Annotated in this window: 15 protein-coding genes; all 15 read left to right on the top strand. The window is 42.1% G+C overall.

The features are described 5' to 3' along the window. Position 1: 1 nt before the first annotated feature. The 15 genes from alsB (at position 2) to HMPREF9124_RS03640 (ending at position 15,310) form a co-directional block, all read left to right on the top strand. Positions 2–1,060, top strand: coding sequence for a D-allose transporter substrate-binding protein (gene alsB, locus HMPREF9124_RS03570; RefSeq protein WP_009429492.1), 1,059 nt, complete (start codon positions 2–4; stop codon positions 1,058–1,060). Positions 1,061–1,137: 77 nt separating this feature from the next. Further along, the gene (locus HMPREF9124_RS03575) at positions 1,138–2,652 is read left to right on the top strand and encodes a sugar ABC transporter ATP-binding protein (protein WP_009427911.1); all 1,515 of its coding nucleotides are present in this window, start codon (positions 1,138–1,140) and stop codon (positions 2,650–2,652) included. 4 nt (positions 2,653–2,656) lie between these two features. Continuing rightward, on the top strand, positions 2,657–3,619 hold the full coding sequence (gene alsC / locus HMPREF9124_RS03580; RefSeq protein WP_009428422.1) for a D-allose ABC transporter permease: 963 nt from the start codon (positions 2,657–2,659) through the stop codon (positions 3,617–3,619). A 69-nt stretch (positions 3,620–3,688) separates the two neighbouring features. Then, a complete protein-coding gene (alsE, locus tag HMPREF9124_RS03585; RefSeq protein ID WP_009427849.1) occupies positions 3,689–4,405 on the top strand; it encodes a D-allulose 6-phosphate 3-epimerase in 717 nt (238 codons plus the stop codon). After that, entirely contained in the window at positions 4,398–5,327 is a 930-nt protein-coding gene (alsK, locus tag HMPREF9124_RS03590) for an allose kinase (protein ID WP_036597624.1), read from the top strand. The genes alsE and alsK overlap by 8 nt, the downstream gene beginning before the upstream one ends. Before the next feature lie 69 nt (positions 5,328–5,396). Continuing rightward, positions 5,397–5,855 (top strand): ribose 5-phosphate isomerase B, encoded by a 459-nt coding sequence (gene rpiB / locus HMPREF9124_RS03595; RefSeq protein WP_009537315.1) that lies wholly within the window; start codon positions 5,397–5,399, stop codon positions 5,853–5,855. A 331-nt stretch (positions 5,856–6,186) separates the two neighbouring features. After that, a complete protein-coding gene (locus HMPREF9124_RS03600; RefSeq protein WP_009428814.1) occupies positions 6,187–7,083 on the top strand; it encodes a transporter substrate-binding domain-containing protein in 897 nt (298 codons plus the stop codon). Positions 7,084–7,102: 19 nt separating this feature from the next. After that, positions 7,103–7,774, top strand: a complete 672-nt coding sequence (locus HMPREF9124_RS03605; protein WP_036597625.1) for an amino acid ABC transporter permease — start codon at positions 7,103–7,105, stop codon at positions 7,772–7,774. Between the two features lie 47 nt (positions 7,775–7,821). After that, positions 7,822–8,535 carry an amino acid ABC transporter ATP-binding protein gene (locus HMPREF9124_RS03610; protein ID WP_009429849.1) on the top strand — a complete coding sequence of 238 codons (714 nt, stop codon included), beginning with the start codon at positions 7,822–7,824 and terminating at the stop codon, positions 8,533–8,535. Further along, positions 8,535–9,521 (top strand): glutathione S-transferase C-terminal domain-containing protein, encoded by a 987-nt coding sequence (locus tag HMPREF9124_RS03615; protein ID WP_009428482.1) that lies wholly within the window; start codon positions 8,535–8,537, stop codon positions 9,519–9,521. The genes HMPREF9124_RS03610 and HMPREF9124_RS03615 overlap by 1 nt, the downstream gene beginning before the upstream one ends. Positions 9,522–9,928: 407 nt before the next feature. Beyond that, entirely contained in the window at positions 9,929–12,415 is a 2,487-nt protein-coding gene (locus HMPREF9124_RS03620) for a PEP/pyruvate-binding domain-containing protein (RefSeq protein ID WP_009429575.1), read from the top strand. Between the two features lie 71 nt (positions 12,416–12,486). Then, complete coding sequence (locus tag HMPREF9124_RS03625) at positions 12,487–13,569, top strand: hypothetical protein (RefSeq protein ID WP_009429343.1); 1,083 nt, start codon at positions 12,487–12,489, stop codon at positions 13,567–13,569. A 6-nt stretch (positions 13,570–13,575) separates the two neighbouring features. After that, entirely contained in the window at positions 13,576–13,935 is a 360-nt protein-coding gene (locus HMPREF9124_RS03630) for a diacylglycerol kinase (RefSeq protein WP_009428986.1), read from the top strand. 116 nt (positions 13,936–14,051) lie between these two features. Next, complete coding sequence (locus HMPREF9124_RS03635; protein WP_009428594.1) at positions 14,052–14,642, top strand: CDP-archaeol synthase; 591 nt, start codon at positions 14,052–14,054, stop codon at positions 14,640–14,642. Positions 14,643–14,707: 65 nt separating this feature from the next. Next, positions 14,708–15,310, top strand: a complete 603-nt coding sequence (locus HMPREF9124_RS03640) for a CDP-alcohol phosphatidyltransferase family protein (RefSeq protein WP_009428190.1) — start codon at positions 14,708–14,710, stop codon at positions 15,308–15,310. Positions 15,311–15,320: the final 10 nt, after the last annotated feature.

Consider the following 15,320-nt stretch of genomic DNA (forward strand, 5'->3'; position numbering starts at 1 on the left):
TATGAGAAAAGGTAAAATTGTAGCTTTAGTTGCAGCTGCCGCTATGGCACTGAGCGCTTGTGGTGCCGGTGCTGCGAAGACTGCAGAGACCACAGCCGCTGCAGGAGAGACAAAGGCAGCAGCGGAGGCAAGCGAGAAGGCCGGAGAGACAGAGAAGGCTGAGGAAGCGGCATCCGGAGACGAAGCTTATGCCATTGTTTTGAAGACACAATCCAGCCAGTTCTGGCAGGACATGAAGGCCGGCATTGAGGATGAGGCAAAGAAGCTCAACGTTACGGTAGACATTCAGTCCGGAAATACGGAGGATGATGTTGAGGGACAGGTTACCATTTTAGAGAACTTCATTTCCTCCGGAAAATATAAGGCAATCGGTGTTGCTCCCATTTCCGATGTAAACCTGAACAATGCCATTGCACAGGCAACCAAGGCCGGAATCGTAGTAGTGGATATTGACGAGAAGATCAATGCGGATGCTCTTGGCAAGCTTGGCGGCGCTTTATCCGCTTATGTAGCTACAGATAACCAGGCTGTAGGAAAGATGGCCGGTGAAGAGCTGACAAAACAGTTGGAAAAGGGCAGTGAAGTAGCCATCATCGAAGGTAAGGCAGGAGCCATCTCCGGTGAGCAGAGAAGAGACGGTGCCAAGGCCGCATTCGAAGAGGCAGGCATGAAGTTGGTAGACAGCCAGCCTGCTGACTGGGACAGAACAAAGGCATTTGACGTAGCAACCAATATGATGAATGCACATCCGGATTTGAAGGCTTTCTATGCTTGTAACGATACTATGGCACTCGGTATTGCGGAAGCGGTAAAGAAGGCGGGAAAAGATATCCTGGTTTGCGGTACAGACGGTGACAAGGAAGCCATTTCCGCTGTAGATAAGGGCGAGATGACAGCAACCGTTGCACAGGATCCGAAGGCTATCGGCGCGAAGTCCTTAGACTTACTCGTAGAAGCTGTTAAGAACGGTGAGAAGCCGGAAGTAGGTAAGGAATTCAAGACCTACGGCATCGAAGCCATTCTCATTAACAAAGACAATGCAAAGTCCTACTTAAATTAATAGTATCGAATCATTCACAGGGTTATGGGGAAACGCTTCAGCTTCTTCATAACCCTGTCTAGAAAGAGGGAAAAGAAATGAACATTGTAGAAATGAGAAATATTAATAAAAGCTTTCCCGGTGTAAAAGCACTTTCCAATATTTCTTTTTCCGTAAAACCAGGAGAAGTACACGTTCTTTTAGGGGAAAATGGAGCAGGCAAGTCTACCCTGATGAAGGTTTTGTCGGGCGTTTATCACCCGGACAGTGGAAGCATTGTCTTAAACGGGGTCGAACACAGTAAACTGAATCCTCGCCTATCCAGAGAGGGCGGAATCAGTATTATTTATCAGGAGCTCAGCGTTGTAAATTGGCTGGACATTCGTGAAAATATCTTTATGGGCAGGATGCAGAGTAAAAAAATCGGTCCTGTTTCCACCATTGATTATGCAAAATTAAATCAGGATACCAAAAAATTATTGAAACAGGTTAATCTGGATAAGTATGAACCGAACAAAATGGCTTCGGAGCTCAGCATCAGTGAGAAACAGATGCTGGAAATTGCAAAGGCAATCTCTTTCGATGCAAAGTGTATCGTTATGGATGAGCCGACGTCCTCTCTTACGGAGAGTGAAGTAAAGAAGCTTTTTGAAATTATTCGCGATTTAAAAAGTAAGGGAATCGGAATTGTTTTTATCTCCCATAAGCTTTCGGAAATCAAAGAAATCGGGGATAGAATCAGTATATTAAAGGATGGAAATTACGTCGGAACCTGGAATGTTTCCGACTTATCAGAAGAAGACATGGTTCGCCTTATGGTGGGAAGAGAGTTGGAAAAATCTTACCAGGAAGGCCATGGTTCATTTGGGGAAGTGGTATTTGAGGTTAAGAATTTAAGCAGAAAAGACGGGAAAGTACAGGACTTCCATATGCAGGTAAGAAAGGGAGAAATCGTCGGTCTTTCCGGCCTTGTCGGCGCAGGGCGCTCGGAAGCCATGGAGGCGATTTTCGGAGCGGTGCCCAAAACTTCCGGTGAAATTCTTCTGGAAGGGAAACGCTTAACGATTCATACTCCCTATGATGCTTTAAAGAACGGAATCGGTTTGGTTACGGAGAATCGAAGAGAAACCGGATTTTTCCAAAACTTTTCCAATAAACGAAATATCTCCATTGCGAGCTTACTGAAAAAATCGAAGTTTGGCGGTGTCTGCGGTCTGATACAGGAGAAGAATGAGAAAGAGATGGCCGAGAAGGCTAAGCTGGATTTGCAGATTAAATGGGCCGGCGATGCGCAGTTGACAAAGAATCTTTCCGGAGGAAACCAGCAGAAGGTGATTCTTGGAAAATGGATTTCGGCAGGAGTAAAGGTTCTTATATTTGACGAGCCTACCAAGGGAATTGATGTCGGAACAAAGAGTGAAATCTATAAGATGATGCGAAGACTCGCAGAAAGCGGAATCATCGTGATTGTGGTTTCCAGTGAAATGCCGGAACTTCTGGCAGTCTGTGACCGTATCATGGTAATGGCTGAGGGAAAGGTCAGAGGAGAATTTGACATTGCCGAAGCCACCGAAGAAAAGCTGGCGATGCTGGCCACCGGAAATGGAGGATAGAACAATGAGTCAGGGGAAAACAAATAAGTTTGCGCAGTTTTGGGACAGATATTCTACGGTGTCCATCCTGTGCATTATGATTTTGGTATTCGGTATTTTAAGACCGAAGTCCTTTTTAACACCTGCCAACCTGGTAAAGATTATTGAGCAAAGTTCCATTTACATCTTACTCGGATTGGGAGAGTTTTTTGCAATCTTACTCGGGGGAATCGATTTAAGCATTTCTTCCATTATGGCTTTATCTGGTGCTTTAACGGCGAAGCTGATGGTTGACTTTGGCTTTTCACCGGTGCTTGCCATTCTTGTCGGAGTGGTATTATTCGGTCTCGGAATCGGTGTTTTGAACGGAATTCTTGTGACGGGAACGGGACTTCCTCCCTTTATCATTACTCTGGGTACGCAGGCAATTCTTCGTTCCTTAGTGTATATTCTGACGAATGCAAGATCGGTTTCCGGTTTACCGACTTCTTTCCAAACAACCATCGGAGGACACTTCCTCTTTTTCCCGGTACCGGTCATGATTGCCTTACTGACAGCGCTCATCTTGAGCTTATTCACTTGGAAAACGCAGTGCGGTCGTAACCTTTATGCGATTGGCGGTAATCCGCAGGCGGCATGGTATGCGGGAATCACGGTAAATCGTCATACCGTAATTGCTTTTGCACTGTCCGGTCTTTGTGCGGCTCTTGCTGGTATGGTCAATATTGCAAGACTTGCAGCGGCTGAACCCAATGCGGGTACAGGCTATGAGACCTATGCCATTGAGGCGGTTATTATCGGAGGAGCGTCTTTCTTCGGAGGAGTAGGAATCATTCCGAAGGTGATTATCGGCGGTCTGATTATCGGTACCATCAATAACGGACTGAACATGGCGGGAGTTTCCAGCTTTTATCAGCAGCTTGCAATGGGAATTCTTCTGATTGTAGCGGTGACTCTGGATCGTTTCTTCGGCGGCAGAAGCAAATAAGAGAAATTGCTGTATAGAAAAAGCTCCGGGAGCCTATAAGGCTTTCGAGGTATGATAAGGAGATAGAAAATGGAAACAAAGAAGCATAATATTCTGGTAAGCCTGATGTGCATGGATTTTCTGGACATCAAGGAGCAGTTGAAGATTTTGGAAGAGGAAATGGACGGCTATCATATCGATATCATGGATGGCCATTTTTGTAAGAACATCACCTTAAGCCCGGATTTTGCCAAGGCAATTCGTCCCGCAGTGAAGAAGCCGATGGACGTACACTTAATGACTACAAATCCGAGTGACTGGCTGGATCCCTGTATTGAAGCCGGTGTGGATATGATCAGTCCCCATGCGGAGACCATCAATACGAATGCGTACCGCACCATGCAGTACATTGCGGGGGCAGGAAAGAAGGTGGGCGTTACCCTTAACCCGGCTACGGCACTTTCCTATATCGAGCACTATCTGAACAGAATTGATGTCATGACCATTATGACGGTGGACGTCGGCTTTGCAGGACAGAAGTTTATTCCGGAAATGCTGGATAAGATTCGACAGGCGAAGGCTTTGCGTGAAGAGAAGGGATATCATTACCGAATTTTAATAGACGGATCCTGTAATAAGACTACTTATGAGATGCTCTTGGAAGCCGGTGCGGACGATTTTATTGTAGGTGGTTCGGGACTCTTCTCCTTGCATGAAGACTTGAGAGAAGCATGCAAGCTCTGTAAGGCACAATTCCAAGAGGCGGTCGACAGGGTAGAAGGAAGGGAGCGTGCAAAGAATGCCTAAACGCAGCGGGATTTTAGGAATGGATATAGGGGGCACGCGCTTTCGTATCGGCTTTGTGGGTCAGGATGGAATATTAAGCCATTATCGGGAAGAGAGAACGCAGGAATATTTTAAAGAGGGAGAGGATATTTTCTCCGTCTTTGCGGAACTCTTTCAGACTTATAAAAGGGAGTTTAGCGAAGAAATAGAAATCCTGGCACTTTCTGTTGGGCTTCCGTCAACCATTGATCGCAGTCGAAAAGTCATTTTACAGACACCGAATATCCCGCTTTTCCCGGATAATTTTGCCTTTACGGATCAGATGCAGGAGAAAATAGGCCTTCCCGTTTTTATTAACAGAGATGTCAATAACCTCTTGCTTTACGATATGGAGCAACTGGGCATCTCGGAGGAGAGCAGTGTTTCCGCAATTTACTTCGGAACCGGTGTGGGCAATGCCGTTTTCCTGAACGGGAGAATTCTTTTGGGGAAAAACGGTGTGGCCTCCGAACTGGGGCATTTGCCGGTACTTTTAAATGAGAAGAAGTGCTCCTGCGGAAATGTAGGCTGTCTGGAAACGATTGTCTCCGGAATTGCACTACAGGCTTTACAAAAAGAAAAATTCCCAAACATCCGGATAGATGATATATTTGTAGAGGAAAAGGACGACCCGGAAGTGGATTTATTCGTACGCAATATGGCAAAGGTCATTGCGACGGAGGAAAATCTCTTCGATCCGGACTATATTTTACTTGGCGGCGGACTTCCGATGATGAGCGGATTTCCGAAGGAGAGGCTGGAAAAGTATGCGCATGAATTTACCAGAAAGCCTTATCCCGAGCAAAATATGGAGATTGTATATGCCAAGATGGATCAGAAGAACGGTGTTCTCGGTGCCTGCCTTTACGGAAAAAAGCGTTTGGAAGACAGTTCATACTTATAGAGGATTCTGCATGAAAAGGACTGTCCTGTCTGAAACGAGAGACATCTTACTATGAAGAAGGAAGAGAAAATGAAAATTGCGATTGGAAATGACCATGTAGCGGTAGCTTTAAAAAAATGCATTATGGCTTTTTTGGAAGAAAAGGGAATCGAAGTAATCAATGTAGGGACGGATTCGGAAGAGCGTTTCAACTATCCCATTTCCGGCTACAAGGTTGGAAAGATGGTTGCCTCGGGAGAGGTAGATTATGGAATTCTAATTTGTGGAACTGGTGTGGGAATTTCTCTCGCGGCAAATAAAATCAAGGGAATTCGTGCCTGCGTATGCTCCGAACCCTATACCGCAAAGCTCTCCAAGATGCACAACAACAGCAATATCCTTGCCTTCGGCGCGCGTGTCGTGGGAGAAGATTTGGCTAAGATGATTGTGGAAGAGTGGCTTTCTGCAGAATATGAGGGCGGAAGACATCAGACCAGAGTGGATATGATTGCCGCTATTGAAGAAGGAAAAGATATCACACAGTGCTAGTCTGAAAGAAATTGAATGATGAATCGGAAAACCGGATGCGAGAAACTGCATCCGGTTTTTTTAATGGAATTTATATCTGATTGTGAAAATATCCCTAACAAAAGAATTAATTATACTGTGTATATATTTGGTTTTTCTTAATTGAATCATTCTCGATTGACAATAAATATACAAAGCGCATAATAATTAGTTAATAATCATATAATATTTATATATATTTTACAAATATTTAAGAGAATATATAGAAAATAGGAATAAGAAAAATACTTTGTGTTGTAAGCAAGAGTTTAGCAACTAAAAACTTTTTTTATATAAGAATGGAGGAATACAGATGAAGAAAAATTATGTTACAAAAGGCTTGGCTTTTGGAATGGTCTTAATGCTTTCACTTCTTAGTGCATGTTCTAACGGAGCAGAGAAAAAAGAGGCATTGCCGAGCACGGAAAAAACAGAAGCAGTTACAGAGGCAAAGGCTGAAGGAGAAACAAAGGCTGAAGGAGAAACCAAGGCAGCAGAGGCGACAACCGGGGAGAAGGAAGTAATTAAGATTTCCACTACCGGAAACCATACTTATTTTTCGGAGACGAATGAAAAAACCGGGGAGTTACAGGGCTTTGAAATTGATGTATGGAATGAAATAGCAAAGAGAAAGAATTGGGATATTCAGTGGGAAATTGCCGGATTCCCGGGAATCATAGAGCTTCTGGAGGCCGGAAGAGTGGATACGGTAGCAGATCAAATCGGTGTTACGGATGAGAGAAAACAGGTATACAACTTTAGCAGTGTTTATTTTTATGTGCCGTATCGTGTAGTGGTTGCGGAGGATAATGACACAATTCACGGAATTAAAGATGTATATGGCAAGAAGCTCGGACTTCTCGTAAATGATATTGCTTATGCATTTAAGGACCAGTTTGATCCGGATAATAAGATTCAATATGTAGAATATGATAAGAGTACTGCGGTTCATACAGACGTGGCCTTGGGCAGAACAGATGCATCACTGATGTCAGCTATGCACATTGAGGATGTAAAACAGAAGTCCGGATTAAAAATAAAAGGAGTTGGAGATCCTGTGTATACGGAAGATGCAGCTTATCCCTTCCATAAAGATGAGCGTGGAACAAAGCTGTGTGAAGAAGTGACAGAAGTATTGAAGGAACTGAAAGAAGAAGGATTTATGCATGAAACGGCTGTAAAGTGGTTTGGATTCGATCCGATGGAGTAAAAACTTGTGGGTGCGAAGTATGGATAAATTTAATGTAAATTTATTTATTGCCCTTTTTCCCAAAATTCTGCGTTTTTTGCCGGAAACCTTTAATTTGGCCATTTTATCAGCAGTATTTGCTCTCCTATTTGCAGTACTCATTGCGATTATCAGACAGTATCGAATCAGAGGTTTGTATGCATTAAGCTCTGTCTATGTTTCGTTTTTTAGATGCACGCCTTTTGTGGCACAGCTGTTTTGGTTTTATTACGGCTTAACACAGGTTTTCGAGAGTATTAAACTAATGAGCCCTTTTACAGCCTTGGTCATTTGCATGAGTGCAAATTATGCGGCTTTTATGTCGGAGGACATTCGGGCGGCTTTAAACTCCGTCAGTAAGGCGCAGTACGAAGCCGGACTTTCTATCGGAATGAAACCATTGCAAGTTGTCCGAAGGATTATTCTTCCACAGGCGGCTAGAGTTGCTGCCCCCGGATTATCCAATCATTTTATAGGGATTTTTAAATCCACTTCCATAGGCTTTATGATTGGGTATAAAGATATGATGGCCGCGGTAGGGCTGGAAACGTCAAAGGCCTATCGGTTTTTGGAGGGATATACGGTCGCCATTATAGTGTACTGGATTATTTTGGCTGTACTCTCTTATGGACAGAAAAAGCTGGAAAAAAGACTGAACGTAAATTATAGATGAGAATAAGTCATGATTGAGGTAAAGAATTTAAAAAAAGATATGCTGATTTGGAAGTATTAAAAGGAGTATCTTTTTCAATAAATAAGGGGGAGGTCCTCGTCATTATAGGACCTTCCGGATCCGGAAAATCCACATTATTAAGATGTATGAATTTTTTGGAAAGGGCAGAAGAAGGTACGATAAAAATAGGTGATGCTCTGGTGGACAGCTCGATTGCTTCCAACCGGGATATTCAGTATATACGCGGCTTAAGTTCTATGATTTTTCAAAATTATTGTTTGTTTTCCAATAAAACCGCTTTGGAAAATATCATGGAACCAATGGTGGCAGTACAAAAGATAAAATTAGAAACAGCAAGAGAAAAGGCTATGGAAATCTTAAAAGCGATTGGTCTTCCCGATAAAAAAGATGTGTATCCGGCCCATCTTTCGGGAGGACAACAGCAAAGAATTGGAATTGGAAGAGCTATGGCTGTAAATTCTCAAGTAATGTTAATTGATGAACCCACATCTTCTTTGGATCCGGAATTGATAGGAGAGGTATTGAAACTCTTGTACCAACTTGCAAAAAAGGATACGACCATGATTATTGCTACCCATGAGATGGAATTTGCAGAAAATATTGCGGACAAGGTTATTTTTATGGACAAGGGCGAAATCATAGAGGAAGGTAAACCGAAGGATATTTTTAAAAATCCACAGTCTGAACGACTAAAACAATTTTTGAACAAATTCACTAAGACAAAGGAGAACGCGGGATAATGAATTATATTGAATTCGAGGGCAGAAAAATAGCAGTTCGACCTGCAGTGGAAGATTATGAGATCGATGAAAACGGAGAGTATCAAAGACAAATTCCTTTTTTTCGAGAGGCTTTTGGGAAAACAGGAAAGAATCCTGTTGAAAAAGATAGATATATACTCTTTTGGGCAAAGGATTGTGCCTGGTCTAATCGTATCGCCATTGTATATTCTATGCTTGGATTGGAAGACAGTATTAAAGAAGAAATTGTTGATTGGACAAAATTGGATTTGCCGGTTGGTTGGGAATGTGTAAATGCTGAAAACCATATTAACAAGGAAAGCAACGCACGCTTTATAGGAGAATTGTATTATAGGAGCGCTCCGGAATTTATCGGGAGACCGGCAGTTCCCGTACTTTATGATTATAAAGAGCAGAAGATTGCCAACAATGACTTTCAAAACCTAAGCTATTATTTAGAGGAAGATTTCCGTGCTTTTCATAAAGTTGGAGCTCCTGATTTATTTCCATCCGAAAAGCAAACGGAAATTCGGGAAATGGGAAACTGGCTGTATGAGCATATCAACAATGCAATTTACAAGATGTTTTTCGGAAAAAATAAAATGGCTTATCAAAGAGGATATGACTCGTTTCTTTTCGGGATGGAAAAGTTGGAGAAAAGTCTGAGCGAACAAAGATTCTTATTGGGAGATCATATTTCCGATTCTGACATTCGATTGTTTTCCACTCTTGTCCGCTTAGATGAAGATTATGGTAAAGGACTGGGAATTTCTGAAAAATTAACGGATTATCCCAATCTTTTTGATTGCTGCAGAGAAATTTATCAGTTGAAGGATGTACGGAAGAAAATATTCTTTGAAAAAATGTACAGAGGGAAAATAACAGAGGAAATTTTAGATGAAATTGAAAAAATGTGGTCTTCTCCGGTATCTCGTTTTGAAAAAAGCAAAGAAAGCGATAGTATTTATCTCGTTAAAAAATCATAAATAGAGCCCGGTCAGTTAAATATAAAATAGTAGAGATAGAAACAGAAATATAAAGCAAGCGGGTGAGTTATCATTGTTTTGAGTTTTATAGTAAGGTATCGTACGTTAATCGTGCGATACCTTGTTTGTAAGGAAATTGAATGATGAATCGGAAAACCGGATGCGAGAAACTGCATCCGGTTTTTTGTAAGACTGTGCACGCTTGGCTTGCATTGTACCGCCTTGCTTTGTATAGTGAAAATAAATAGAAACTATGCAAATGGCCATAAATTTAAGAAACAGCATGGTAAGAGATATAGCATGGTAAGAGATATAGCATGGAATAGAGAAATAGCAGGAACAAAGAAATAGTATGAAATAAAGAAATAGTATGAAATAAAGATATCGCATCATTATTGGGAGAGATTATGAAGGCAAGGCATTTAGAAATTTTACAAGAGAAAGGATTTCCGGTTCCGAAGTTTATCCTGGTTTCGGAAAATGAGGAAGCGGATCTTTCTTTTTCCGAGAGAGACTGCTTTGCCGTTCGCTCCAATTTTTCCACAGAAGATGGCGGGGAGCATTCCTTTGCCGGCCAGTTTTTGACGCGTTTAAATGTAAAAAGAGAGAAGGTACAGGAAGCGGTACAGGAGGTTTTTGCTTCTTACGCCGGAAGTTTGGATTATAAAGAAAAGGCGAATAGAGGGAGGACGGAATACTATCTAAAAGAGCAGGGCAAAGAAGAAAAGCAGAAGAACGCAGAACGGCAGGAGAACAGAGAAAAGCAGGAGAGCACAGAACAGAAAAAAGCAGAAGTCTTGGTAGAAACGGTGCTCATTCAGGAAATGCTGTTTCCGGAAAAGTCCGGTGTTCTGTTTACGAAAAACCCCAAGGGGATCCTGAGTGAAATGGTGGTGATTCTGGGAGAAGGTCTTGGGGATAAGGTGGTGGAGGATCAGGAAAATGTATTGACCTACCATTATTTTCCGGGGGAATGCCTGTACCAAGAGGGGCTGGATACCGGTCTGGCTCTGAAAGAGGAAGAGCTGAAAACTTTGTTTACCCTTGGAGAAAGAATAGAGCAGCTTTTTCAAAAGCCCATGGATATAGAATTTGCCATAGAAAAGGGCAAAGTTTACATTTTACAGGCCAGAGAAATCACCACCTTAGACATGCATCTTCCTGTTCGGATTTTAGACAACAGCAATATCTCCGAAAGCTTTCCGGGAATTTGCCTTCCTTTAAGCGAGAGCTTTGCGGTCGAAATGTATAGCGGAATTTTTACTTCTTTAGGAAGACGTTTTCTGGGAAAGAGAGTCTCTTCCTACGAGGAGCTTTTTCAACGCATGGTAGGGGGATTTTCCGGAAGAATGTATTATGAAATCTCCTCCTGGTATGATATTTTGCGTCTCCTTCCCTTTTCCCGGAAGATTATTCCGGTTTGGCAGGGAATGCTGGGGGTGTCTAACGAAGAAATATCCTTTTCCAAGAAGAAGCCAAGCTTCTTTTTAAAGTGCAGAATAGCCCTTTTATTTTGCTATTATTTTTTCGTTTCCCAAAGGAAAATGAAGGAGCTGGACAGGTTTTTCCAAGAGCGCTACGCCTCCTATAGCAAAAGGGTGGATGAGGAGGAAGATGCTCAAGCACTCTATCGGATTTTCTTGGAAATGAAGGAAGATCTACTGCGGGAATGGGATATTACTTTGATTAATGATATGGTGTCCTTTATCAGCACTCATTTATATGGGAAGAAAACGGCATTTTCCTTAGAAACCATGAAGCCTGTACGAGCTCTTTCCGCCTTAAAGACGGTAGCTGGAAAGTATGGCTTAGACAGCGAAGAATATCGCAGAGAAAAGAAAAGCTATATTTCTGCCTATGGGGATCGGATAGTGGGAGAGCTGAAGCTGGAAACCAGAACCTACAGAACCAATGAAGAGTTACTGGACCGATGGATTTTGGATTCTTTAGAGACCGAAACTGCGGAGAGATATGAGCTTTCGGAAGCGAAGCATAGTCTTGGGAAAGCATGTGTAGAGAAAAATTGTGTAGAGACAAATTTCTCGGAGAAAGATTGCGAAGAGACAAGCTGTTCAGAGAAGTCTTCCGAGCAGAAACAGCGAAAGTCCTTTCTCTATCGCCTTGCCGAGTCCTCCTGCAACAATAGGGAGATTTCCCGTCTTCATCGCACAAGATGCTTTGGTTTAATGCGGCGAATTGTAGATAAAATCGGAGAGAAAACCATAGGCTTTGATGTGTATTATTTGAGTCTCAATGAGCTGAAGGAATTGCTATTTTCCGGCAAAGATTTCTCCTTAAAAATTGCGAGAGAAAAGGAACTCAGAAAGGCCTATGAAAGGCTTCCGGTTTTGTCTCGGGTAAAGCTCCTCGGAAAGGTGGACAGAGATCCTTTAGCAGGGGAGATTCGTGTTTTAAGTTATGAATCTTTCAAGGAAAAAGGGAATATAGAAGAACGAATCGGAATGCCCGGAAAAGATGAAGGGAATAGGAAAGCCGGAAAAATCAGGCAAAAGGAAAAAATCGGAAAGAAAGATAAAGAAGCAGGGAATTCTACGCCTAGAGTTTTCTTCGGGCGAGGCGTTTCCAAGGGCATTTTCCGAGGAGAGGTTTTAAAGATTAAAAGCTTACAGGAGATAAGAGTAGCGGAAGCTAAGGGGAAAATCCTCTTAAGTTATTCTACGGATCCGGGCTGGTTCCCTTATCTCAATATGGCAGAAGGACTCATTACGGAAAGAGGATCTCTTTTATCCCACAGCGCCATTCTCGCAAGAGAGCTGGAAAAGCCTGCAGTGGTCAATATTCCGAATATTATGGAGGAGCTGCAAAGCGGAGATATTGTGGAGATAGACGGGGATTTAGGCATTTGCAGTGTTATAAAGCAAAAGGGAAAATAGGATTGCAGGACAAGTGAGAGAGGAAATTCGGGACTTTATTCGCTCACTTGTTTTAAAGATAGAAAGGGAAAATGAAGAACTATAAAATCAAAGCGGTAAAGGAGCAAGGGGAGAAAGAGCAGTTTTTAAATCTTCCTGCTATGCTTTATAAAAAGTCCTGTCTTATGCAGGACAGGAAAATGGAGGAGGCGGTACTTGCGGGAAAGCACATCTTAGTGCAGGGAAATCTTCGTTTTCTGCCCTTTCTTTGCGTGAGCTTAAAGGAGGGAAAAGAAAGCGTGGCAGGGCGGATTGCTTTAACGCTTTATGAAGATGAGGACTACGGTTTTGTGGGCTTCTATGAAAGTATAGAGGAAGAGGAAGTTGCCCTTTTGCTTTTAGAAACTTGTGAAAAGGAAGCCAAAAAAGCGGGGAAGAAGGGCTTGAAAGGCCCCATTGACCTTTCTTTTTTCGGAAGGTATCGCTTTGCTTTGGAAGAGAAAACGCCCTATACCGGGGAACCTGCGAACAAAGCTTATTATCCTTACCTTTTTGAAAAAGCGGGCTTTCAGATTTGTAATCGCTATGTTTCCAACTTATATGATGTTTTGGAGCCTTCCTATGAGAATGCAAAGGCAAAGAGGCGCCTGGAATATTTTCAGGAAAAGGGATACCAATTTTTGCATCCGACAAAAGAGAACTTTGACCGATATCTTTCTGAAATTTATCCGCTTCTAATGGAGCGGTATAAGGATTTTCAAGGCTTTCGGAATATTTCTCGAGATAACTTTGTAAGCCTTTACAGTTCTTTAAAGTATATTGTAGATGAAGAAATGGTCTTTTTGGCTTATGATAAGGAGGAGCTTAAAGGATTTTTCCTCTGTCTTCCGGACTATGGGAATCTTCTGCAAAAGCCTCTTAATCCGATTCGCCTTTTGCAAATCCTTTTTCGGAAAAGAAGGCCAAGCTGCTATATTCTTCTGTATTTGGCAGTAAAGAAAGGTTCAGAGGGGCTGGGACTGGCTTTTTCCCAGCTGGCAACCGAAGTACTGAAAAGAAAAAAGGCCAAGTCCATTGCGGCACTGATTCAAAAAGGGAAGGCCAGCGAAGGCTATTTTCAGGATAAATGTGTTTCTGCTAGAGAGTATGTATTGTTAGCAAAGGAGTTTTCATAAACTTAGATGAAGAACATCACGTTTCGACAAAGTGTGTTATGCGCCATTAAGGGACTTTATTTCGGATTAAAGACGGAAAAAAACTATAAATATTATCTGGGGATTAACCTGGTGTTTTTTCTATTGGATTTCTTTTATTTGAAGGTGGATTTGTCTACCTGGTATGCCGTGATTTTATGCTCTGCCGGGGTGTACGCAATGGAGTATATGAACACGGCAATAGAGCATCTTTCGGATTTTGTGACGAAGGAGGAACACCCGGAAATTAAGGTAACCAAGGATTTGGCAGCTGCGGGAGTGCTTTGCTTCGGCATTGCTTTCTTCCTGATTCAGGGCATTGCCATCGGAAAATATTTTTTAGGCTAGTGGAAAAGCTCTTTGGGTATACTTAGGTGTATTTAAGTATAACGAAAGCATTCCGGGGAAAGAAAGTTTAAAAACGGAGAGAATGAAGCCTTTTTCTTATAGGAGGATAGCCTATATTGCAGTGGATATTGTCTTTATACATCACCATGTTTCCGGTGATTCTGGCAGGCGTTTTCAATATGCTGCTTTTGAAAATTCCTTTTTTGAAAAGTCGTTGCAGGCCTATTGATGGTGGAAAAAACTGGACAGACGGAAAACGGATTTTCGGGGACAGTAAAAGTGTTTTGGGATTTCTTTTAATGACTGCTCTTGCAGGTATACTGGAAGTTTTTTGGGGCTTTCTTTTGCAGGGCCTAGGACAAAATAAGCGGAGTCTTTTGTATTTGTATTTTGAAAATACGCCTGCTTTTAATTTCCTGATTGGCATGCTTTTCGGCTTTTTGTATATGCTCTTTGAACTGCCCAATAGCTTTATCAAAAGGAGGCTTTCGGTTTCTGCGGCGGAGCAGGGGGACAAAAGGCGAGGGCTAAAGCTGTTTTTCTTTATTTTGGATCAGATTGATTCCATGTTCGGAATTATGCTTTGCCTGGGCGTGTTGGTGCATCTGACACCGGCACAAACTGTATTTGCGATTATCCTGGGAGGCCTTACCCATGTTCTCGTAAATTGCCTACTGATTCTTTTTAGGGTGAGGAAATATTTATAATTGAGTTGCGGAGATATGAATACATACACGAAGAATAAGTTGTTGAATGAGTTGAGGAAATATTGATGAAGAAAATTTTTCTTGGGGTCTATCATCCCAGTGTACTTTTAACCTATCTTGGGCTTTCTATTTCTTTATACGGAATCTTCTTTTCGAAAAGTTTGGCCTTTTCTTTGATTTTGCTGATCTTAGCAGGACTTTGCGATACCTTTGACGGCATGGTAGCCAATGCTTTTCAAAGAAATGATCTGGAAAAAGCCTTCGGGGTGCAAATTGATTCTTTATCGGATCTTATTTCCTTTGGTGTGTTTCCGGTGCAGATTTATCTTCAGTATTTTGCCAAATTCGGAGTCGTTTCTTTCCTGCTTTCAGTGCTATATCTTCTTTCCGTAGTGACCAGACTTGCCTATTTTAATGCCAGTGGAGGAGAAAAGAAGGATTATTTTATCGGCCTTGCGGTGACCTATGCTTCCTTTTTTATTCCCCTTTATGGATTATTCAGCATATATTTTTCCATAGAGAAAATTCTTCCGGGAGAGCTTTTGTATGCTTTACTGGCTTTTTTCTTTGTCTTTAACTGCAGGATGAAGAAGCCAGGAATAAAAGTCCGAATCGGCCTTTTACTTTTGGCTGTTCTTTTTGCGATTCTTCTTATAAGAAAGCTCTAGGAGGAGAGGG

The sequence above is a fragment of the Oribacterium sp. oral taxon 108 str. F0425 genome, assembly GCF_000214455.1.
Classification (GTDB): domain Bacteria; phylum Bacillota; class Clostridia; order Lachnospirales; family Lachnospiraceae; genus Oribacterium; species Oribacterium asaccharolyticum.